The 19695-nt window shown below is 68.9% G+C and carries 21 protein-coding genes and 1 tRNA gene; 16 read left to right on the top strand and 6 right to left on the bottom strand.

The window, feature by feature from the left end:
• Positions 1–157 precede the first annotated feature (157 nt).
• Positions 158–856 carry a phosphocholine cytidylyltransferase family protein gene (locus FPZ11_RS05540; protein ID WP_146319062.1) on the bottom strand — a complete coding sequence of 233 codons (699 nt, stop codon included), beginning with the start codon at positions 854–856 and terminating at the stop codon, positions 158–160.
• A gap of 598 nt (positions 857–1454) precedes the next feature.
• Here FPZ11_RS05540 and FPZ11_RS05535 point away from each other — a divergent pair.
• From FPZ11_RS05535 to FPZ11_RS05520, 4 genes are all read left to right on the top strand, one after another.
• Positions 1455–2360, top strand: coding sequence for a hypothetical protein (locus FPZ11_RS05535; RefSeq protein WP_146319060.1), 906 nt, complete (start codon positions 1455–1457; stop codon positions 2358–2360).
• A complete protein-coding gene (locus tag FPZ11_RS05530) occupies positions 2357–3100 on the top strand; it encodes an ABC transporter ATP-binding protein (protein WP_367889434.1) in 744 nt (247 codons plus the stop codon). The genes FPZ11_RS05535 and FPZ11_RS05530 overlap by 4 nt, the downstream gene beginning before the upstream one ends.
• A complete protein-coding gene (locus FPZ11_RS05525; protein WP_146319057.1) occupies positions 3076–4656 on the top strand; it encodes a hypothetical protein in 1581 nt (526 codons plus the stop codon). The genes FPZ11_RS05530 and FPZ11_RS05525 overlap by 25 nt, the downstream gene beginning before the upstream one ends.
• A 61-nt stretch (positions 4657–4717) precedes the next feature.
• Positions 4718–5011, top strand: coding sequence for a DUF3039 domain-containing protein (locus FPZ11_RS05520; protein ID WP_146319056.1), 294 nt, complete (start codon positions 4718–4720; stop codon positions 5009–5011).
• 66 nt (positions 5012–5077) lie between these two features.
• Here the strand turns inward: FPZ11_RS05520 and FPZ11_RS05515 are convergent, their stop codons facing one another.
• Positions 5078–6334 (bottom strand): nicotinate phosphoribosyltransferase, encoded by a 1257-nt coding sequence (locus FPZ11_RS05515; RefSeq protein WP_246846651.1) that lies wholly within the window; start codon positions 6332–6334, stop codon positions 5078–5080.
• A 246-nt stretch (positions 6335–6580) separates the two neighbouring features.
• Here FPZ11_RS05515 and murI point away from each other — a divergent pair, with 246 nt between their 5' ends.
• The 4 genes from murI to FPZ11_RS05495 all read left to right on the top strand — a co-directional run bounded on the left by murI (position 6581) and on the right by FPZ11_RS05495 (position 9859).
• A complete protein-coding gene (murI, locus tag FPZ11_RS05510) occupies positions 6581–7408 on the top strand; it encodes a glutamate racemase (RefSeq protein WP_146319052.1) in 828 nt (275 codons plus the stop codon).
• Between the two features lie 40 nt (positions 7409–7448).
• The gene (gene rph / locus FPZ11_RS05505) at positions 7449–8204 is read left to right on the top strand and encodes a ribonuclease PH (RefSeq protein WP_146319050.1); all 756 of its coding nucleotides are present in this window, start codon (positions 7449–7451) and stop codon (positions 8202–8204) included.
• A complete protein-coding gene (gene rdgB / locus FPZ11_RS05500; protein ID WP_246846650.1) occupies positions 8204–8851 on the top strand; it encodes an RdgB/HAM1 family non-canonical purine NTP pyrophosphatase in 648 nt (215 codons plus the stop codon). The genes rph and rdgB overlap by 1 nt, the downstream gene beginning before the upstream one ends.
• An 81-nt stretch (positions 8852–8932) precedes the next feature.
• Entirely contained in the window at positions 8933–9859 is a 927-nt protein-coding gene (locus FPZ11_RS05495) for a cation diffusion facilitator family transporter (RefSeq protein ID WP_146319046.1), read from the top strand.
• Between the two features lie 17 nt (positions 9860–9876).
• On the opposite strand, the gene FPZ11_RS05490 is transcribed toward FPZ11_RS05495, so the two are convergent.
• Positions 9877–10647 (bottom strand): DedA family protein, encoded by a 771-nt coding sequence (locus FPZ11_RS05490; RefSeq protein ID WP_146319044.1) that lies wholly within the window; start codon positions 10645–10647, stop codon positions 9877–9879.
• Between the two features lie 194 nt (positions 10648–10841).
• A tRNA-Leu gene (locus FPZ11_RS05485) sits at positions 10842–10923 on the bottom strand.
• Between the two features lie 137 nt (positions 10924–11060).
• On the opposite strand from FPZ11_RS05485, the gene FPZ11_RS05480 reads away from it, so the two are divergent.
• From FPZ11_RS05480 to FPZ11_RS05450, 7 genes are read left to right on the top strand one after another with little or no spacing between them, the layout of a single operon-like run.
• Complete coding sequence (locus FPZ11_RS05480) at positions 11061–12284, top strand: TadA family conjugal transfer-associated ATPase (protein WP_146319042.1); 1224 nt, start codon at positions 11061–11063, stop codon at positions 12282–12284.
• Entirely contained in the window at positions 12281–13147 is an 867-nt protein-coding gene (locus FPZ11_RS05475; RefSeq protein WP_146319040.1) for a type II secretion system F family protein, read from the top strand. The genes FPZ11_RS05480 and FPZ11_RS05475 overlap by 4 nt, the downstream gene beginning before the upstream one ends.
• A complete protein-coding gene (locus FPZ11_RS05470; protein ID WP_146319038.1) occupies positions 13144–14082 on the top strand; it encodes a type II secretion system F family protein in 939 nt (312 codons plus the stop codon). Before FPZ11_RS05475 ends, FPZ11_RS05470 begins: the two co-directional genes overlap by 4 nt.
• A 53-nt stretch (positions 14083–14135) precedes the next feature.
• Entirely contained in the window at positions 14136–14339 is a 204-nt protein-coding gene (locus FPZ11_RS05465) for a hypothetical protein (RefSeq protein WP_146319036.1), read from the top strand.
• 1 nt (position 14340) lies between these two features.
• A complete protein-coding gene (locus FPZ11_RS05460) occupies positions 14341–14829 on the top strand; it encodes a TadE/TadG family type IV pilus assembly protein (RefSeq protein ID WP_146319034.1) in 489 nt (162 codons plus the stop codon).
• Positions 14804–15301: a hypothetical protein gene (locus tag FPZ11_RS05455; protein ID WP_146319032.1), complete on the top strand. Its 498-nt coding sequence runs from the start codon at positions 14804–14806 to the stop codon at positions 15299–15301. Before FPZ11_RS05460 ends, FPZ11_RS05455 begins: the two co-directional genes overlap by 26 nt.
• 41 nt (positions 15302–15342) lie before the next feature.
• Positions 15343–15747, top strand: a complete 405-nt coding sequence (locus FPZ11_RS05450; protein ID WP_246846546.1) for a pilus assembly protein TadG-related protein — start codon at positions 15343–15345, stop codon at positions 15745–15747.
• Between the two features lie 16 nt (positions 15748–15763).
• On the opposite strand, the gene FPZ11_RS05445 is transcribed toward FPZ11_RS05450, so the two are convergent.
• Positions 15764–17113, bottom strand: a complete 1350-nt coding sequence (locus FPZ11_RS05445; protein ID WP_146319030.1) for a right-handed parallel beta-helix repeat-containing protein — start codon at positions 17111–17113, stop codon at positions 15764–15766.
• Between the two features lie 60 nt (positions 17114–17173).
• The gene (locus FPZ11_RS05440) at positions 17174–18439 is read right to left on the bottom strand and encodes an MFS transporter (protein ID WP_146319028.1); all 1266 of its coding nucleotides are present in this window, start codon (positions 18437–18439) and stop codon (positions 17174–17176) included.
• A 119-nt stretch (positions 18440–18558) separates the two neighbouring features.
• Here FPZ11_RS05440 and prfB point away from each other — a divergent pair, with 119 nt between their 5' ends.
• Positions 18559–19668 carry a peptide chain release factor 2 gene (gene prfB / locus FPZ11_RS05435; protein ID WP_146319026.1) on the top strand — a complete coding sequence of 370 codons (1110 nt, stop codon included), beginning with the start codon at positions 18559–18561 and terminating at the stop codon, positions 19666–19668.
• The last annotated feature ends 27 nt before the right edge of the window (positions 19669–19695 follow it).

Below are 19695 nucleotides of genomic sequence, written 5' to 3'. Positions count from 1 at the left end.
GTACCGGCGCGTCTCAGCTGAACCTCACGGTCGGCTGACGGTGCGCGATTCACTGCGGCTTCGAAAGCTGCGGCGCAGGCACCGCGTGCGCACCTGTGACATGCAGGATGCCGCCGGTCAGGTGACCGACGGCATCCGTGAGCGCAGTGAACGTGGACTACACGAAGAGGTTCGCACGCTCCAGGTCTTCGGCGAAGTCGATCTCGACCGCGTACAGGTCGGAGATGTCGACCGGCTCGACCAGCATGCCGTCGTTCTGGATGGCCAGCTCGATGCCGCGCTCGAAGTATTCCTGGTCGTCGACGCGCTGCAGGTGGTAGAGGAGCGCAGCCTTGTCGCGGCTCGACACATAGTTGATGCCGACCGCTTCGCCGAGACCGCCCTTGACGGTCTTCGACAGCTTCTCGATGAAGCCCTCTGCCCCGGTGGTGTACTTGACCTCTTCGTCGGAGACCTTGGCGGTGTTCACCGTGACGAAGGACTGGTCGCGGTTGACGGCTTCGGAGACGCGAACGAGAAGTGCGGGATCGAACACGACGTCGCCGTTCATCCAGAGCACGCCGCCGTTGCCGCTCGACTTCAGCGCGCGCATCAGGCTCTTCGAGGTGTTGGTCTGGTCGTACTGCTCGTTGTAGACGAACGACGCGTCAGGGAAGGCCTCGACGATGTGCTCGAGCTTGTAGCCGACGACGATCGTCACCTTGACGTTCGTGCCGAACGCCGCGTGGATGTTGTCGAACTGCTGCTGCATGATCGTGCGGCCGTCGCTGAGCTCTGTCAGCGGCTTGGGCAGTGAACGCCCGAGGCGGCTGCCCATTCCGGCCGCCAGAATCACGACCTGCGGTGCGGTGGTCATGTTTCGTCTCCTGTCATTCGTGCGCATAGTCGACCCCCCAAATGAAGCTGAACTGTGTGACTTACCGATGACCGCGCATCGGGCGGATCAGGACTTTCGTTGCCTGCGCCGACGGCATCCGTTCACCGAGGTGTCACTCGTGCGTATGTACATAAGACACCGCGTTGTGCCGGTACGAGTTTACGGGGAGAGGGTCCCCCGATCACGGGACGTTGCCGATTCGTGATCGATTTATGGGAACGTTCTGAGAAATCCGATACCCCGATCCTTGCCGCGACATGGCATCGCAAGGGTGTGCCTTGAAGTGGTGAGTACGTTAGCGTAAGGAGTCCGATGGCTTCGACGGGGAGGGTGTTGCGCCGGCGTTGACTGGTGCGCGAGCGCACCCCGCGGCGCCGCAAGTGACATCGGGCGCGGCAGTCCGAGCAACACGGTTACGGGGGTATGGCGCGTGCAGAAGGACCCGCAGTCACCGATGCCCGGTGGCGGCGCGCCCGCGGTGGAACGCACTGACGAGGCGAGCATCGACACGGTCACGGTTCCTCGTGGCGTTCGGGCCAGGTCCGCGGCAGATGCTCAGCGTTCCGCTCGTCCACGCGTGACGGGCGCGGCCGCGAACACGTCCGTGGTGGCGACGGCCGGGGCCGGCGAGTCCGTTCCGGCGAGCGTCGCGTCGCCGTCGCGCGTCGCTCGGGCCAAGCCGCGGACGCGGGCGACGAAGGGCGCAGGCGTCGTCGCCGCGCGCACCGGCGTGGATGCCCCGAGCAGGGCCGAAGCGGCGGCATCGGTGGCGAGCGCGCACCCTGTCGTCGACGAGAACCCGGTCTCGGCTGCAGTGCCGAGAGCGCAGACCGGAACCGCCCAGCGCGCCGACGATCGTGCGGCGGTCGACAGCACGGAGATCGATACGGGACCCATGCCCGCGCAGTCCAGCCCCGTCGACGAGAACACCGGCGTTCGGCAGCGCATCACCCTGTTCGGTCGCCGACGCAATGCCGAACCCCCGATGGTGGAGCCCCCTGTCGAGGAGGGATCGGCACGGTTGGCGGAACTCGTGCGCGAAACGGACGCGCTCGTCGCGGCATCCGTCGACCCGGTGCCCGACATCGACGAACACGTTCAGAATGCAGCAGACGGCAGCACGTCCATCGACGGTGAAGGAGAGCAGGTGGCCGAACCGGCGCCCGCCGTGAAGGAACGAGCGACCGCACAGACCCAGGCACCCGACGACGAGGTTCCGGAATGGATCATCGAGCAGGTCGCCGCCTCCGATGAACGCGACGAGGCGCTCGGCTCGCTCGAGGCCGAGGCCGAGACCGGAGTTGAGGCCGGGACAGACGTTCAGGACGACCTCGAGCTGGAACTCGTCGATTCCGGTGACGTCGCGCAGGAGTCGGCCGACGACATGAAGCAGCCTCCGCACGCTCGTCGCGCGGCCGCCACCCGATCGTTCCCCCCGCGCGGCCGGCCCCGCCGAAGACCGCTCCGGTCATCCTCGCGGTGACCGGGCTGCACAAGAGCTACGGCGACGTTGTCGCCGTCGACGGCCTCAACCTCTCGGTTCGCGCCGGATCGATGTACGGCATCGTGGGCCCGAACGGCGCGGGAAAGACGACGACGCTCTCGATCATCACCGGACTGCTGCGCGCCGACGCCGGCCACGTCTATGTCAACGGCGTGGATGCCGGCAAGCATCCTCGCGACGCGAAGCGCGCCGTCGGCGTGCTGCCCGACCACCTGCGCACCTTCGACAGGCTCACCGGGGCACAACTGCTGTATTACGCGGGCACGCTGAGGGGGCTCGATCCCGCGACGACGCGGCAGCGCTCCGCCGATCTCGCCGCGGCGTTCGGCATCGAGGATGCCATGGGCCGCCTCGTCGCCGACTATTCGGCCGGAATGACCAAGAAGGTGTCCCTGGCGGCGGCGATGATCCACTCTCCTCGACTGCTCGTTCTCGACGAGCCGTTCGAGGGTGTCGACCCGGTCTCGGCGGCGACGGTGACGGGCATCCTCAAGCGATATGTGGACGCGGGCGGCACGGTGCTGCTTTCCAGCCATGGCATGGACCTCGTGCAGCGCATCTGCGACAGTGTCGCCGTCATCGTCGGAGGCGTCGTGCTCGACTCGGGTCCTGTCGACCAGGTGCGCGGCGAGAAGACACTCGAAGAGCGGTTCATCGAACTCGCCGGCGGGCGGAAGGCCGTGGAGGGGCTCGAATGGTTGCACAGTTTCTCCGACTGAAGCTGGCATCGCTGGGCAGCGGCTTCCGTCGCGGGGGCTGGCACGCGTTCGGTCTCACCGTGGGACTGCTGTACACGGCAGCGCTGACGATCGTGATCTGCTGGGTGCTCGCATCGGCGCGCGCGGCGAGCGACGTGCAACTCGTGCGTGACATCCTGGTCATCGCCGGCGGTGTCGTCGCACTCTGCTTTCTGCTCGTGCCGTTGCTCACCCGGCACGACGGAACGTTCGACCCCCGCTCTTACGCGGCCTTCGGGCTCGAGGCCGCGACGGTGTCTCGGGGTCTCGGCGTGGCCTCGCTGATCTCCGTTCCCGCGTTCGTGCTCGCGATCTGCGCCCTCTTCACCATCGTGACGTGGTCGGGCAGCCTGGGTGCGGCCGTCCTGGCGTTCGTGGCCGCCGTCGTGTGTGTCCCCACCTGGGCACTCGCCGGCCGGCTCGCGGCCTCGGTCTCGGCGTTCGCGCTCTCCAGCCGTCGCATGCGCGAGTTCGGCACGACGATCGCCGTGTTGGTCGTGGTGATGCTGCTGCCGCTCGTACTCTTTCTGGCGACGCTGAACTGGTCCCGTGACGGGCTCCGCGTCGTGCACTCGACCGCCGACTGGATCAGCTGGACGCCGTTCGGCGCGGTCTGGTCGGTCGGCGGCGACGCCGCGACCGGGCAGTGGGGCACGGCAGCGCTGAAGCTCGTCGTCGCCCTGGTCACCCTCGCCGTGTTGGTCGTCGCGTGGCGAGCGATCGTGGGGCACATGATGGTGACGCCGGAGCGGCCGGGCCAAGCGAAGGCATCCATCGGTCTCGGCTGGTTCGGCAGGATGCCATCCCGTCCCGCCGGTGCGATCGCGGCACGGGCCCTGACCTACTGGGGTCGCGACTCCAGGTACTGGATGCAGTTGCTGCTCGTGCCGCTGTTCCCGTTCGTGATGGTCGGTGCGCTGCTCGTGTCCGGCGCCGTGCGACCGCACGACGTTGCGCTCATCCCTCTGCCGGTGATCTGCCTGTTCCTCGGGTGGGTCGCCCACAACGACCTCGCGCACGACGGCACGGCCATCTGGCTGCACGTCGTGTCGGGCACGGGTGGCCTGGCGGATCGGCTGGGCAGGCTGGCGCCCGTCGTGCTCGTCGCGATCCCGGTCGTGGCGGTGGGGAGCGTGCTCACGGTGCTCGCCTACGGGAGCTGGGACGTGCTGCCGGCGATCACCGGGGTGAGCGTGTGTCTCGTGCTCTCCGGGCTCGGGCTCTCCAGCGTGTCGTCGGCACTGGCACCGTACGGCGCGCCTCGGCCCGGTGACTCGGCGTTCGCCCAGCCGCAGCACACCGGCGGCTCTGCGGCCCTGACGCAGTTCGTCACGCTGCTGCTCACCGTGGTCTTCGCTGGTGTGCCGGTCACCATGATGGTGCTCGGCGTGTTCGACGGCGCCGACTGGTTCCAGGCGAGTCTGTGGACGGGACTGGGCATCGGCGCCGCCGTGTTCATCGGGGGAGTGGCCCTCGGGGCGGCGACGTACAACCGTCGCGGACCCGAGCTGATGACGTTCGCGTTGCAGCACGCCTGACGACGCCGACCTTCGCCTGAGCGGCGGCCATTGGCCCGGACGCACGGCCTAAACTGGCCGGATGGTCGACAACAGCATCGCAGAACCGGGTGGACCTTCCGGCGCCCCCGACGGTGGCGGCGTGGCCACGCTCGATCGGGAGCTCGAGGAGCTGCTGCAGAACGAGCAGCTGGATCCTGGCGACCACGAGCGCTTCTCGCACTACGTGCGCAAGGAGCAGATCGTGGAGTCCGCCGTCACGGGCAAGCCGGTGATCGCCCTGTGCGGAAAGAAGTGGACGCCGAACCGCGACCCGCAGAAGTTCCCCGTGTGTCCGGAGTGCAAGAAGATCTACGAAGGTCTCAGCGACGAGTAGCCGTCGCGTGGCCGGCGCGCCCACCCTCGTCTGCGACCTCGGGTCTCCTTCGAGCGGGCTCGGCGCTCAGACGTATTCGGTGGGCAGGGCGGGCTCTCCGCGTCCCAGGCGGAACGCCGACTCGGGAAGCTCCTCCCGCGCGATGGCGTGATGACGCCTCGCAGCCTCGACGCCTTGCGCGCCGAGGTGGCGATCGTCCGCCACTCCGCCGGTCATGAGCGACACGTGGAGCGGTCGACCCTTGGGCAATGCCTCACGCCCCTGCACGATGTGGATCTCCTCGGCCGACGCGACCCCGACCCGGTCGAACCCTCGCACGGGCACCTTGCGCCCGCCGATCGAGGCCTTGCCGGTGGATGCCTTGGCCACCGGAATCCACGACCCGGTCTCGTCCTTGCGCGCCACGAGTTTGTACACCATCCCCGCCGTCGGCGCTCCGGAGCCTGTCACCAGGGAGGTGCCGACGCCGTAGGAATCGACGGGAGACGCACGCAGCGCCGCGATCGCGAACTCGTCGAGATCGTTCGTGACGGTGATGCGGGTCTTCGTGGCGCCGAGCGCGTCGAGTTGTGCGCGCACGGAGGCGACCAGCACAGGCAGGTCGCCCGAGTCCAGGCGCACCGCACCGAGTTCCGTGCCGGCCACGCGCACCGCGGTCTCGATCGCCTTGTGCACGTCGTAGGTGTCGACGAGCAGGGTGGTCTGCGGGCCGAGGGTGCGCACCTGGGCGCGGAAGGCATCCTCTTCGCTGTCGTGCAGCAGGGTGAACGCGTGCGCGGCGGTGCCCATGGTCGGGATGCCCCACGTGCGCCCGGCCTCGAGGTTGGACGTCGCCCCGAAGCCCGCGATGTAGGCGGCCCTGGCGGCGGCGACCGCGGCCTGCTCATGGGCGCGCCGGGATCCCATTTCGGCCAGGGGTCGTCCGGCGGCTGCCGACACCATGCGAGCGGCCGCGCCGGCGATCGCCGAGTCGTGGTTCAGAACGCTGAGCACGAGCGTCTCGAGCAGCACGCCCTCGCCGAACGGGGCATCCACCACGAGCACCGGGGATCCGGGAAAGTAGAGCTCGCCCTCCCGGTAGCCGCGGATCGTGCCGTTGAATCGGTAGTCGGCGAGCCAGTCGAGGGTCTCGTCGCGCACGACGCGGTTGTCGCGAAGCCAGGTGAGCTCCTCGTCTTCGAACCGGAAGCGTTCGATGAGCTCGAGCAGCCGCCCGGTCCCCGCGACGACGCCATACCGGCGTCCGCCGGGCAGCGACCTGGCGAACACCTCGAACACGCAGTCGCGCTCGTGCGTGCCGGAGAGCATCGCGGCGTCGAGCATCGTCAGTTCGTAACGGTCGGTGAGGAGCGCGGTCGAGGCCCGCTCGCGTGATGGCGTCACGGCATCCAGCCTATGGCGCGACGGGTGACGCGCCCCGCTTTCCGCGACCGAATCGCTGCCGCACAGCGCCGGTGTCGCGTCGCGTCAGGGGCGGATCGCGACAGCGAGTGCGCTCTCCGAGGTGCGAGCGCAGCAAGAGGGGAGGCGGTGAGACCGCGGCGGGACGACACCGTAGGCTGGGACATCGTGACGGACGCGCCGATCGGGATCTTCGACTCCGGAGTGGGCGGACTCACGGTCGCCCGGGCCGTGCGCGACCAGCTGCCCAACGAGTCGATCCTCTACGTGGGCGACACGGCCAACTCGCCGTACGGGCCGAAGCCGATCGCTCAGGTGCGTGCCCTCTCGCTCGAAGCGCTCGACTTCCTCGTCGAGCAGGGTGTGAAGATGCTCGTCATCGCCTGCAACACCGCGTCGTCGGCCATGCTGCGCGACGCTCGCGAGCGTTACGACGTTCCGGTGGTCGAGGTGATCCAGCCCGCCGTGCGCCGTGCCGTGGCGACGACACGCACGGGAAGGGTCGGCGTGATCGGTACCCTCGGCACCGTCAACTCGAGGGCGTACGAGGATGCCTTCGCCGCGGCGCCGGAGCTGCACCTGTTCACGCAGGCCTGTCCCCGTTTCGTCGAGTTCGTCGAAGCGGGGATCACGAGCGGCCAGGAACTGCTGGATGTCACGGCCGACTACCTGAGCCCGCTGCAGCGTGCGCGCGTGGACACGCTGGTGCTCGGCTGCACTCACTACCCGTTCCTCAAGGGCGCCATCTCCTATGTGATGGGCGAGGGAGTCTCGTTGGTCTCCAGCGACGTGGAGACCGCCAACGACGTGTACCGGGTGTTGGTGTCCCGGGGGCTCGAGCGCACCGCGACGAGCGAGCCGAGCATCCGCTACGAGGCGACGGGCGCCGACACGGAGTCGTTCGTGCGTCTGGCGCACCGCATGCTCGGCACGGACGTGGCGTCGGTCGACGTGGTGCGCACCGGCGCGATCGATCTGCGCGATCTGCGTGGATGACTCCGGTCGGCGACGCCGCGAGCATCGGTAGGGTGGAGCGGTGAGCGAGATCATCAGGGCCGACGGCCGAACCACCGACCAGCTGAGAGAGATCACCATCGAGCGCGGCTGGAGTCAGCAGGCCGAGGGCAGCGCCCTGATCTCGTTCGGTCGAACTAAGGTGCTGTGCACGGCGTCGTTCACCAACGGCGTGCCGCGCTGGCTCACCGGCAAAGGCAAGGGCTGGGTCACCGCCGAGTACTCGATGCTGCCGCGCGCCACCAACGAGCGCAGCGACCGCGAGTCGGTCAAGGGGCGCATCGGCGGTCGCACGCACGAGATCAGCCGGCTGATCGGCCGGAGCATCCGCGCCGTCGTCGACACGAAGGCCTTGGGCGAGAACACCATCGTGCTCGACTGCGATGTGCTGCAGGCAGATGGCGGAACGCGCACGGCCGCGATCACCGGTGCGTACGTCGCGCTCGCCGACGCCCTTGCCTGGGGCAAGGAGCACAAGTTCATCGGGCAGCGCGCGACACCGCTCATCGACAGCGTCTCCGCGGTGTCGGTCGGCATCATCGACGGCGAGCCCATGCTCGACCTGGCCTACGTCGAAGACGTGCGCGCCGAGACCGACATGAACGTCGTCGTCACGGGCCGCGGCTTGTTCGTCGAGGTGCAGGGCACGGCCGAGGGCGCGCCGTTCGATCGCCGCGAGCTGGGCTCCCTGCTCGACCTCGCCGAGGGTGGATGCCGCGACCTCGCCGTCTTCCAGGCCTCTGCGCTGAACCCCGACGCGGCATCCACGGCATCGTGATCGACGCCACCGGCGAGCAGACGGCCGGCTCGGCCTCCCGCGTGCGGGTCGTGCTCGCCACGCACAACGCGCACAAGCTGCGCGAGTTCGCGGCGATCATCGCCGACCGTCTGCCGCAGGTCGAGCTCGTCTCCTACGACGGACCGGAGCCCGTCGAAGACGGTGTGACGTTCGCCGAGAACGCCCTCATCAAGGCACGGGTCGCGGCCAGGCACACCGGCGCGGTGGCCCTCGCCGACGACTCCGGCATCGCGGTCGATGTGCTCGGGGGCGCGCCTGGCGTGTTCTCCGCTCGCTGGAGCGGCGGGCACGGCGACGACGCCGGCAATCTCGCCCTTCTGCTCGCGCAGCTCGGCGATGTGCCCGACGCGCACCGCGGGGCGCGTTACGTGTGCTGCATCGCTCTCGTGCGTCCGGAGGCAGACGGCGAACCCGGCGAAGAGCGCACCGTCGAGGGCGTCTGGGAAGGCTCGCTCGCGCGCGAGGCTCGCGGTGCGAACGGCTTCGGCTACGACCCCGCGTTCGTTCCCGACGGGTCGACGCTCACGGCGGCCGAGCTGGACCCCGAGGTGAAGAACGCCGACAGCCACCGCGCACGGGCCTTCCGCGCGATGGTGCCGACTCTGCAGGAGCTGCTGGCCGAGTAGCGCTCGCGCCCGGTCCTGCCGACCCGGGCCGTGCGGCGGGCATGGCGCATCGCCGTGCCCACGACCTACCGTTGGAGTGTCATGACCCATTCTCACGAGCATTCCGGCGCGCACGATCACGGTGCACACGGCTCGAGCAGACGCCGTCTGCTCGTCGTGATCTGCATCGTGCTCGGCGTGTTCGTGCTCGAGATCGTCGGCGCGCTGCTGAGCGGTTCCCTCGCGCTGCTTGCCGATGCCGGACACCTCGTGAGCGACCTCGTCGGACTGATCGTCGCTCTCGTCGCGGCGACCATCGCGGCCCGACCCGCCACCGACCGGCAGACGTTCGGCTTTCAGCGCGTCGAGGTCTTCGGTGCTCTCGTCAACTCGCTCATCCTGATCGGAGTCGCGGTCTCCGTGGCGATCGGCGCGGCGCTCCGGTTCGGCGGGCATCCCGAGGTGCACAGCGGGTGGATGCTCGGGGTCGCCGTCGTCGGCCTCATCGGCAACGTCACGGGACTGCTCGTGCTGCGCGGCGGCGCGAAGTCCTCCATCAACATGCGCGGCGCCTACCTCGAGGTGCTCGGGGACGCGTTCGGCTCGCTCGCGACCATCGCCGCGGCGATCGTGATCCTCACCACGGGCTTCGCGTGGGCGGACGCGATCGCGTCGATCGTCATCGCCGTGCTGATCGTGCCGCGGGCGTACTCACTGCTGCGCGAGGTGGTACGGGTGCTCAGCGAGTCGGCGCCGGCATCCACCGATGTGGCCGAGATCAGGGAACACCTTCTGGGCACCGACGGCGTGGTAGCGGTGCACGACGTGCACGTGTGGGCCATCACGTCGGGTGCCCCGGTGTTCTCGGCGCACGTCGTCGTGCAGCCGCAGGTCTTCGCACAGGGCAGAGCGGGCGCGCTGCTCGACGAGCTGGGCGGCTGCCTCAACCATCACTTCGACGTCGCGCACTCCACGTTCCGGCTCGAGCCCGCCGAGCACGCGGCGCACGAGGGCGACACGCACCGCTGAACGGCGGGAGCCGCGCGCTACTCCGTGCTGTGCTTCTGGCCGCCGAACACGTCGGGCTCGGTGCTGAGCCGTTCGGCGGCATCCTGCGCGTCGTGCGCGTCGCTCTCGGCCAGCTGCGGGTCGGCCGCCTGCGCCTTCGCCTGCTTACGCGACTTGCGCACCCCCATCAGGTAGTGAACGAGTGCGGGGATGACGGTGACCACGACGGCGAGCACGAGGATGACGTCGATGTATTTCTCGACGAAGTTCGCGACCGGGGTGATGAACCCGATCAGGTAGGCGAAGAATGTCAGTCCGCCGCCCCAGAGCACAGCGCCGATGGCGTTGTACAGCGAGTAGCGCCGGTAACTCATGTGGCCGACACCGGCAGCGACCGGCGCGAACGTGCGCACCACAGGCACGAAGCGGGCGAGGATGACCGCCAGCGGCCCGAACCGCTCGAAGAAGGCGTTCGTGCGCTTGACGTTCTCGACGCTGAAGAGTCCGGTCTCCTTGCGTTCGAAGATGGCCGGTCCCGCCTTGTTGCCGATCAGATACCCGACCTCGCCGCCTGCGAACGCGGCGATGGCGATGAACAGGCATACCCACCAGATCTGCAGGCCGAACACGAGGTCCGTCGCCGTCAGGATTCCGCTGATCACCAGAAGCGTGTCGCCGGGAAAGATGAACCCGACGAGCAGGCCGGTCTCGGCGAAGATGATGGCGCAGACGACGAGCAGGGCCCATGGGCCGACCGAACTGATGATCACGCTCGGGTCGAGCCACGGAATCAATGCTGTGTGAACCACGAAACTCCTGTCGGCGCCCGCTGGCAGCGGCAAACCGGTCGTCGGCGAAAGCGGGGAAGAAGGGGCGACCGGGAGTGGCACCCCCGAGCCCGTCGAGAGTCTATCCGGGCGAATTCCAAGAAAGCAGAAAGCTGAGCGAGACCGTGACAGATGTCATCCCAGAGGATGACGGTCGTCTCGGCGCCTGAGACGAGTGCGGGAGAGGGGACTTGAACCCCCACGCTCGAAAGCACAGGAACCTAAATCCTGCGTGTCTGCCAATTTCACCACTCCCGCGCGGGCGCTGATCAGCTTAGGCGGTCTCGGGATGCTCGTGGCCGCGACAGCATGGGCTGACACGGATCGTTCGTGCTTCCGGTTGTCGATGTGGATAACTCGAGCACGAAGGCGGACGCCGACGACATCATGTCGGCATGACCGACGCCGTGCGACTCATCACCGACCGCGTGCGCGACCGGGTGCGGCGTGAGGGAGTCGATCTCACGGCGGATGCTCCGCGCGCGGCCCAGTACGCGAGGGACGAGGTGCGCCGGTTCACAGAGCGTTCGCTCGGCGGATCGTTGCCTCTCGTCGCCGATGAGGTGAGCACGGAGCGGGAGGTGCTCGCGTCGCTCACCGGCTTCGGTCCGTTGCAGCCCTACCTCGATGACCCGGGAGTGGAGGAGATCTGGCTGAACGCGCCGGACCGGTGCTTCGTGGCTCGCAGCGGACGCTCGGAGCGAGTGGACCTGGCGCTCACCGACGGTCAGGTTCGGGACCTCGTCGAACGCATGCTGCAGGCATCCGGCCGCCGAGTCGATCTGTCGTCGCCGTTCGTCGACGCGTCGTTGCCGGACGGGAGCCGGCTTCACGTGGTGATCCCCGACGTGACCAGAACCCACTGGGCGGTCAACGTGCGCAAGTTCTCCCGGCGCATCCGCGACCTGGGACGGCTGGTGGAGCTGGGATCGATCACGCAACAGGCCGCGGCCTTTCTCCGGTTGTGCGTGCTGGCGGGCCAGAACGTCTTGATCGCCGGTGCGACGCAGAGCGGCAAGACGACACTTCTCGGAGCGATGCTCGCCGCGGTGCCTCCGAGCGAGCGCGTGATCACCGTGGAGGAGACGTTCGAACTCGACCTGGCCGCGACCGATGTCGTCGCCATGCAGTGCAGGCAGCCGAGCCTCGAAGGGGCGGGCGAGATCACGCTTCGTCGGCTGATCAAAGAGGCCCTGCGCATGCGGCCGGATCGGATCGTCGTCGGTGAGGTGCGTGAGGCAGAGAGTCTCGACCTGTTGTTGGCGCTGAATTCCGGCCTCCCCGGTGCGTGCTCGATCCACGCCAACAGCGCACGAGAGGCATTGGCGAAGCTCTGCACCCTGCCCTTGCTCGCCGGCGCCAACATCGACTCGGGCTTCGTGGTGCCCACGGTCGCGCAGTGCGTCGACATCGTGGTGTTCTGCACTCTGGAGCGAAACGGCACGCGCCGTGTCACCGAGATCCTGGCACCGAGCGGCGCGGTCAACAACGGAGTGATCGAGGCCAGCCCGATCTTCGCCGTGCGCGACGGCCGCCTGGCGCCGACCGGGGGATACCCGACGAAGCGGGAGAAGTTTCTCGCCGCGGGGCTCGACCCGGCATCGGTGCTCGCGCGATGATCCCGTCCGCAGGTCTGGGCGGGATGCTCGGCGTCGGTCTCCTGCTCATGGCATCGCCGTGGCTGTGGCCTTCGCCCGAGCGAACCCGTCGCCCCTCCGCCGCCCGCGATGCTCTTCGCCGGACCCTCGTGCTCGCCGGGATGCCAGGCATCACTCCGGCCGTGTTCTTCGCGGTCAGCGCACTGCTCGCGTGCGTGCTGTTCGTCGTCGCCCAGGCATTGTTCGGCATCATCGCGCTGTCCATCGGCTTCGCCGTGCTCGGTCTGTGGGCGCCGTGGAGCGTCGTGTCGTGGCGAGGGGCGGCGCGCGTGCGCGCTCACCGCACCGTCTGGCCCGACATGGTCGATCAGCTCGTGTCGGCCGTGCGTTCCGGCCTCGCTCTGCCCGACGGGGTGGCGGCACTCGCCCGCACGGCGCCGGAGTCGACCAGGGCGGCCTTCGCCGCCTTCGAGCGGGACTATCGCGCGAGCGGGGTGTTCGCGCCCGCGGCCGATCGGCTCAAAGCCGGCGTCGCCGATCCCGTCTTCGATCGCATCATCGAGACCTTGAAGATGGCGAGAGAGGTCGGCGGAGGCGAGCTGGTGACGGTGCTGAAGGCACTGGCCGCCTCGCTCAGGGATGACGCCGCCGTGCGTGCCGAGATCGAGGCTCGCCAGACGTGGACGGTGAGCGCCGCGCGGTTGGGTGTCGCCGCACCGTGGGTGGTGCTGGCGCTGCTCGCGACGCGACCGGAGGCATCCCTCGCCTACAACACGCCGGTGGGTGCGCTGGTCATCGTGACCGGGCTCGTGGTCTCGGTGGTCGCGTACCGCACGATGCTCGCCATCGGTCGGTTGCCCGAGGAACGCAGGTGGTTCCGATGACGCCGGAACTCGGTTGGGGAGCCTTGTGCGGTGTCGGGCTCGGCATGGGCCTCTGGTCGTTGCTCGCGCTCGTGCCACGCATGCGCAGGCCACGGCTCGCCGAGCGCGTCGCGCCATATCTCATCGACGTCTCCGAACCGGCGAGGGCCTTCGCCGCCCGCCGCACGATGCAGCCGCTGCCGATCCTCGGCACCGTGCTGGCTCCGCTCGTCGGCTGGGTGCGCAACACAACGTCGAGGATGCTCGGCGGCGGCGACGCCGTCGCCTCGCGGCTCCGGCAGGCGGGCTCGGTGATGACAGTGGAGGAGTTCCGTCTTCGGCAGGTCGGCTGGGCGCTCGCCGGCCTCGCCGCAGGCGGCACGATTGTCGCCGCGGCCGCCGTGGCGCGGCCTCTGCCCGCCGTCGCGGTGCTTGCCATGCCCGTGGTCTTCGGCGTTGTCGGATTCCTCGTGCCCGACCGTCTGCTGTCGCAACGCGCGGCCAGGCGTCTGGCTCGCATGTCGGAGGAGTTCCCCACCGTGCTCGAACTGCTCACCCTGTCGCTCAGCGCGGGCGAGGGCATCCTCGATGCGCTGCGTCGCGTCGCGCACGCGGGATCCGGTGAGCTCGCTGGCGAACTCGGACGTGTCGTGGCCGAGACCGGCATGGGAGTGCCGCTGGCGACCGCGCTCGAACGCGCGAGCGCGGACATCCGGCTGCCGCCGCTGACCAGGTGTGTCGACGCGATCACGACGGCGCTCGAGCGTGGCACACCGCTGGTGGAAGTGTTGCGGGCTCAGGTGACGGATGCCAGGGAAGGCGCCAAGCGCGACCTGCTCGAACGCGCAGGAAAGAAGGAGATCGGCATGCTCGTGCCGCTCGTCTTCCTCATCCTGCCTGTGACTGTTCTGTTTGCCGTGTACCCGGGATTCGTGGTGCTGGAGTCCGGATTTTGAGCCGCGCCCGCGATGACCATGATGCCGAAGACCTCGAGAGAAAGGACGCCGTGATGCTCGCTGAACGACGGAAGGACACCGAGACGTCGAAACGGACGGCCGCCGACCGTGCACTCGCCGATGAGCGAGGAGATGTGCCGGGCTGGGTCTTGGTGACGCTGATGACGGCAGGTCTTGTCATCGCGATCTGGACGTTGGCCACGCCCGCCCTGAGCGGCGTGTTCCAGCAGGCGATCGACCGCGTCACGTCGTTCTGAGATGAGGGTTTCCGGTGTCGATCCGGTGCGACGCGTGCTCCGCGACGGGGTCGTCGGGCCACGATCGGTGACGGCTCCGCGCGGCACTGCGGCACGATCTGTTCGGGCTGGGCTCGGCGACGAGCGCGGCTCCGCACCCGCGGAATTCGCCATGGTGGGCGCCCTGCTCACCGTGCTGACCTTGGCCGTGCTGCAGCTCGGACTCTCATTGCTCGTGCGCAACACGCTCATCGACTCAGCAGCCGAAGGCGCGCACATCGCGGCGCTCGCCGACAACACCCTCGCCGACGGCGAGCAACGCACACGCGAACTGATCAGCTCGGCGATCGGCGACGAATACGCGCACGATGTGACGGCGGCCGTGGTGCGCTACCGGGGCACGGCCGCCGTCGAGGTCACGGTGCGCGCACCACTTCCGCTGCTGGGCCTGTTCGGGCCCGATCGCGTCGTGGAGGTCAGCGGGCATGCTCCGCGCGAAACACTCCGCTGACGGCATCCCGCACCGAAAGGGCGGATGGCGCCTCGCCGTGACGAGCGACCGCGGCAACGCGGCGCTGGAGTTCATCACGGCCGGGCTCATCCTGCTCGTCCCCATCGTCTATCTGGTGATCGCGCTGGCCGGCATTCAGGGCGCGCAGCTCGCCGCAGCAGGAGCCGCGCGGCAGGCGGCACGGGTGTATGTGCAGGGGAGTGATCAGGCGGATGCCTCGGCGGAGGCGTCCGCAGCCGTCGCGTTCGCGCTCGCCGACTTCGGCCTCCAGGCCGACGCAGCACGCGTGCAGGTGTCGTGCCGCTCGCACCCGGATGCCTGCCTCACCCGGCTCGGCACGGTCACCGTGACGGTGCGCGTTCGGGCGCCGTTGCCGCTCGTGCCCGACGTGCTCGACCTGCGGCACGACGCCGCTGTCTCGGTGCAGGCGTCGAGCACGCAGCGCGTCTCGCGCTTCTGGAGTGCCCGGTGATGTCGGGTGTTGTGGCGCGTCTTCGCGACGATCGTGGATCGGTGTTGCCGCTCATCATCGGCTATGCGGTGCTCTGTCTGGTCGTGGTGCTGTCGGTCACGGCGATCACCTCGCTTTATCTGGAGCGGGAACGCCTGTATGCGCTGGCCGACTCCGCGGCCCTCGCCGGCGCGGAGTCCTACAGCCTCACCGACGTGCGGGTGGTGAACGGCAGCCCGCATCCCGTGCTCGAGCCACGCGCCGTCCGTGACGCGGTGCAGGACTTCGTGGGCACGGCCGCGGCTGACGGGTTCGACGGGCTCCGCGTCGAACGTGCAGACACGGCGGACGGCAGAAGCGCCACCGTGCGGCTGTCGGCGGTCTGGCATCCGCCTGTCGTCTCGCCGTTCGTGCCGAAGGGGTTCCGCATCGACGTCACGGCCAGCGCGCGAAGCGTGCTCCACTGATCGCCGGCTCGGGCTGTCACCGCGGGCTGCGGCCGCGGCGCATCGCGTAGAGCACTCCGACGGCGCATCCGGCGAGGAGCAACGCGACCCCTCCCGTGACCAGCACCGAGCCGATCGCCTTCCACGGCACGCCGTTGTCGCTGTCGCCTTCGTCGACGGCGCCTCCCGAGCTCGCGCCGGCCACCGAGGCGCTCGATGAGGCGCCGCCCGCCGAGCCGGCGGCCGCCGGCGGAGTGCAGTTGTGCCGGAGGAAGGAGACCGCGAGCGATGGATCGTCGACGAGCACACCCCCTCCGTCGTACGAATGCGCGGGAGCCTCTGGACCGCAGCCGCCGAAGAAGTCGTCGATCGCGGCATCCACCGTTCCGCCCGATCCGGCCGCAACGGCGATGCCCGCTCGTGTGACACCGTCGAATCGGGAGCCGAGCACGGTCACGGCGTCGTCGATGCTGTGGGCGTCGACCTGCAGGCCGACAGCGAAGCGCGCGAGGTTCGCATTCTCCAGGCTGACCACCGACGACGGTCCGTCCGCGGCCGAGAGCTGAACCGCGGCGTCCGAGCCGTCGCCGTCGAAGCCCGTGATCTCCGCGCCGTCTGCGCCGGAGATCAGCACAGCGTCCTTCTCTGCGCCGCCCACCCGGGTTTCGCTCACGACCGCATCGTCGACGGCGAGGAGGGCCACGGCGGTGCCGATTCGCGAGAACGTGTTCGAATCGAAGGCCGGTGCCGAGGTGTGTCGCACGACGACACCGGTGTCGTCGTCTTCGAAGGTGTCGTCGAAGACGGTCAGACGGTCGGCATCGTCGGCGACCACACCGACGCCTGAGCCGTCGCCCCGACTGCCGAGCACGTCGTCGCCCTGCAGATAGGCATCGGTGGCACCGTTCAGTTCGACACCGTGGGCGCACTGGAGCACGGAGGTGTCGATCACGCTCACGCGATCGGCTGTCACCCGGATGCCCGTCGAATCAACAGCCGAGTCGCACGTCACCGTCAGAGACTCCAGCGTCGCGCCGACCGCGCCCACCTCGACGGCGGGGAGACCGTCGAGTGCCGTCACCGTCGCGTCGCCGGAGTCGAGGGTCACCGCGTTGTCCACCAGCAGCGGACCGGGATAGCTTCCCGCCGACAAGAGCACGGTGTCGCCCGGCTCGGCACGAGTGATCGCGGCGTTCACATCGTCACCTGGGCTCACGGTCACCACCCGCGTGACGCTGTCGGCGGCAAGCCCTGCCGACGCCGATCCCGCCCCACTCGCGGGGCCGGCAACGGCCGGCGCATCCGCGGGCGCGCACAGCACGAACACGGCGAGGGCGGCAGGCGCCCATCGAGCAAGGAGTGCAGGAATGCTCCGAATCGCGTACATCGTGCGAGCCTCCGAGGGCTCGCTTCCCAGAATGCGCCGCGTCCCCCGCCGCGGCAAGCGTCAGGCGTCGGCGACCAGTCTGCGCTTGGGCACGTAGCGGGGAACGTAGCGCACGAGCATCCCTGCCCCGATCAGGCCGAGCACGCCCATGGAGAACGATGCGGCTGCCAGCGAGAACAGCGCGGTGACACCCGAGACGAACAGCGGCGCCCCGGCCTGACCTGCATCGTTGGTGAACCGCCATGCGCCGAGGAACGGCGCCGGATCGGTGCGCGGGGCGAGGTCGGCACCGAGAGTCATGAGGATGCCGCTGCCCACCCCGTTCGCCAGCGCCATCACGACCGCGACGACGGTGAACCAGGTCTGGTCGGTCACGAAGGCGAGCGCGATGTGGGTGAGGCTCAGCCCGATCATGGACGGCAGGGCCGACCACAGTCGACCGAAGCGGTCCATGATCTGGCCGGAGGTGTAGAAAAGCGCGAAGTCGACAGCGCCCGCGATGCCGATGATGAGCGCGGTGGAGGCCGCGGGCATCCCGATCGCGACGGCGGCCAGGGGCAGGATCACGGTGCGCGACGACCTCAGCGCGGAGATCAGCGCCGCACACGTGCCCATACGGGTGAGCACGGCGCGGTTCGACCAGATGGTGCGGAAGAGGCCCTCCGTGCGCTCCTTCGCCTCGGCCCGGCCGGCATCCTGAGCCCCGTGCGCCTTCGCGGTGACGACCTCGCCGCGGCCGGCGACGATGGTCTCCGTCGGGTCGGGTACGACGATGAGCACGACGGTGGCGGCCACGCACATCACGATGTGCACCCAGAACACGTAGTGCGGATTGCCGAACAACGCGATGACGCCCGCGCTGATGAACGGCCCGATGAACCATCCGCCGCGGAACACTCCGCCGAGCGTCGACAAGGCCCTGGCGCGGTAGCGAAGGGGAACGTAGCCGGTCATGAACGCGTGCCTGGCGAGCGCGAACACGCTGGTGGCGAGTCCGATGAGGAACACGCCGATGGTGAGCATGAGGTCGCCGGGCGCGAGCAGGCACACGACGAGCCCGACGATGCACAGCAGGGCGGAGGCGATCATCGAGCGTCGTTCGCCGAAGCGCGAGACGATCCAGCCGCTCGGGATGTCGCCGATCATCTCGCCGACCATGATCATGCCGCCGATGAATCCGGCCAGTGCGAGGCCTGCGCCGAGATTGTGCGCGAGCACCGGGATGATGGGAATGACGGCGCCCTCGCCGATGGAGAACAGTGCGGTGGGGAGGAACGCTGCGAGCGCGACATCCCGGATGCTGAAGTTCACGTCGCCGGAGGTCATATCGTCTCCAGCCTAGGTGGGATACCAACGACCGATGGACCATGAGCGTCTTCGGTCGGTGGCGCACGTGGTGGGCGCGGCACGGTGCAGGCGGTGCAGGCGGATATCCTTAGGCGGTCATGATCGAACTGGATTTGAGTGCGCAGATCGCGGATGTGCGGGCGACCTTCGCCGACATCCGTGCCGTCGTCGACGTGGAGCGCCTGCGCGCCGACATCGACCGACTGAGTGAAGAGGCCGGCGCCCCCGATCTCTGGGACGACCCCGAGAAGGCGCAGAAGGTCACCAGCGCTCTGAGCCATCGTCAGGCGGACCTCGGCAGACTGAACGGCATCGAGCAGCGGCTCGACGACCTCGAGGTGCTGGTCGAACTGGCCAATGCCGAGGGCGACGACGAGTCAGCCGAAGAGGCCCGCAACGAGCTGCTCGAGCTGCAGAAGACGGTCGGCGATCTCGAGGTGCAGACCCTGCTCGACGGCGAGTACGACGAACGGCCCGCCGTGGTGACGATCCGCGCGGGTGCGGGGGGAGTGGATGCCGCCGACTTCGCCGAGATGCTTCTGCGCATGTACCTGCGCTGGGCCGAGCAGCACGGATATCCCGTTCAGGTCATGGACACGAGCTACGCCGAAGAGGCCGGCATCAAGTCGGCGACCTTCGAGGTGGATGCCCCCTACGCGTTCGGAACCCTCTCCGTCGAGGCAGGCACGCACCGACTGGTGCGCATGAGTCCCTTCAACTCGGCCGGCAAGCGCCAGACCTCTTTCGCGGCGGTCGAGGTGATCCCGCTCATGGAGGAGGCGCAGGAGGTCGACATCCCCGAGACCGACATCCGCGTGGACGTCTTCCGTTCGTCGGGCCCAGGCGGCCAGTCGGTGAACACCACGGACTCGGCTGTGCGCATCACGCACCTCCCCACCGGCATCGTCGTCTCGATGCAGAACGAGAAGTCGCAGATCCAGAACCGCGCTGCGGCCATGCGGGTGCTGCAGTCCCGTCTGCTGCTGCTGCAGCGCGAGGCGGAGGCGGCCGCCAAGAAGGAGCTGGCAGGCAACATCACGGCCAGCTGGGGCGACCAGATGCGGTCCTACGTTCTCGCGCCGTACCAGATGGTGAAAGACCTGCGCACCGAGTACGAGGTCAACAACCCGCAGGCGGTGTTCGACGGCGACCTCGACGGTTTCATCGCCGCGGGCATCCGCTGGCGCAAGCAGAAGACCGACGACTGACCTCGTGCAGCCGACCGAGGTCGATTC

The organism is Humibacter ginsenosidimutans, from assembly GCF_007859675.1.
Lineage (GTDB): Bacteria > Actinomycetota > Actinomycetes > Actinomycetales > Microbacteriaceae > Humibacter > Humibacter ginsenosidimutans.
This window is presented reverse-complemented; position numbering and strand designations above follow the sequence as displayed.

What these genes read in the sequence shown, in the direction of transcription:
- FPZ11_RS05540 (WP_146319062.1), bottom strand. Translation starts at nt 856, where the DNA reads ATGACCACCGCACCGCAGGTCGTGATTCTGGCGGCCGGAATGGGCAGC.
- FPZ11_RS05525 (WP_146319057.1), top strand. Translation starts at nt 3,076, where the DNA reads ATGGTTGCACAGTTTCTCCGACTGAAGCTGGCATCGCTGGGCAGCGGC.
- FPZ11_RS05520 (WP_146319056.1), top strand. Translation starts at nt 4,718, where the DNA reads ATGGTCGACAACAGCATCGCAGAACCGGGTGGACCTTCCGGCGCCCCC.
- FPZ11_RS05515 (WP_246846651.1), bottom strand. Translation starts at nt 6,334, where the DNA reads ATGCTCGACGCCGCGATGCTCTCCGGCACGCACGAGCGCGACTGCGTG.
- FPZ11_RS05495 (WP_146319046.1), top strand. Translation starts at nt 8,933, where the DNA reads ATGACCCATTCTCACGAGCATTCCGGCGCGCACGATCACGGTGCACAC.
- FPZ11_RS05480 (WP_146319042.1), top strand. Translation starts at nt 11,061, where the DNA reads ATGACCGACGCCGTGCGACTCATCACCGACCGCGTGCGCGACCGGGTG.
- FPZ11_RS05475 (WP_146319040.1), top strand. Translation starts at nt 12,281, where the DNA reads ATGATCCCGTCCGCAGGTCTGGGCGGGATGCTCGGCGTCGGTCTCCTG.
- FPZ11_RS05470 (WP_146319038.1), top strand. Translation starts at nt 13,144, where the DNA reads ATGACGCCGGAACTCGGTTGGGGAGCCTTGTGCGGTGTCGGGCTCGGC.
- FPZ11_RS05465 (WP_146319036.1), top strand. Translation starts at nt 14,136, where the DNA reads ATGCTCGCTGAACGACGGAAGGACACCGAGACGTCGAAACGGACGGCC.
- FPZ11_RS05460 (WP_146319034.1), top strand. Translation starts at nt 14,341, where the DNA reads ATGAGGGTTTCCGGTGTCGATCCGGTGCGACGCGTGCTCCGCGACGGG.
- FPZ11_RS05455 (WP_146319032.1), top strand. Translation starts at nt 14,804, where the DNA reads ATGCTCCGCGCGAAACACTCCGCTGACGGCATCCCGCACCGAAAGGGC.
- FPZ11_RS05445 (WP_146319030.1), bottom strand. Translation starts at nt 17,113, where the DNA reads ATGTACGCGATTCGGAGCATTCCTGCACTCCTTGCTCGATGGGCGCCT.
- FPZ11_RS05440 (WP_146319028.1), bottom strand. Translation starts at nt 18,439, where the DNA reads ATGACCTCCGGCGACGTGAACTTCAGCATCCGGGATGTCGCGCTCGCA.
- prfB (WP_146319026.1), top strand. Translation starts at nt 18,559, where the DNA reads ATGATCGAACTGGATTTGAGTGCGCAGATCGCGGATGTGCGGGCGACC.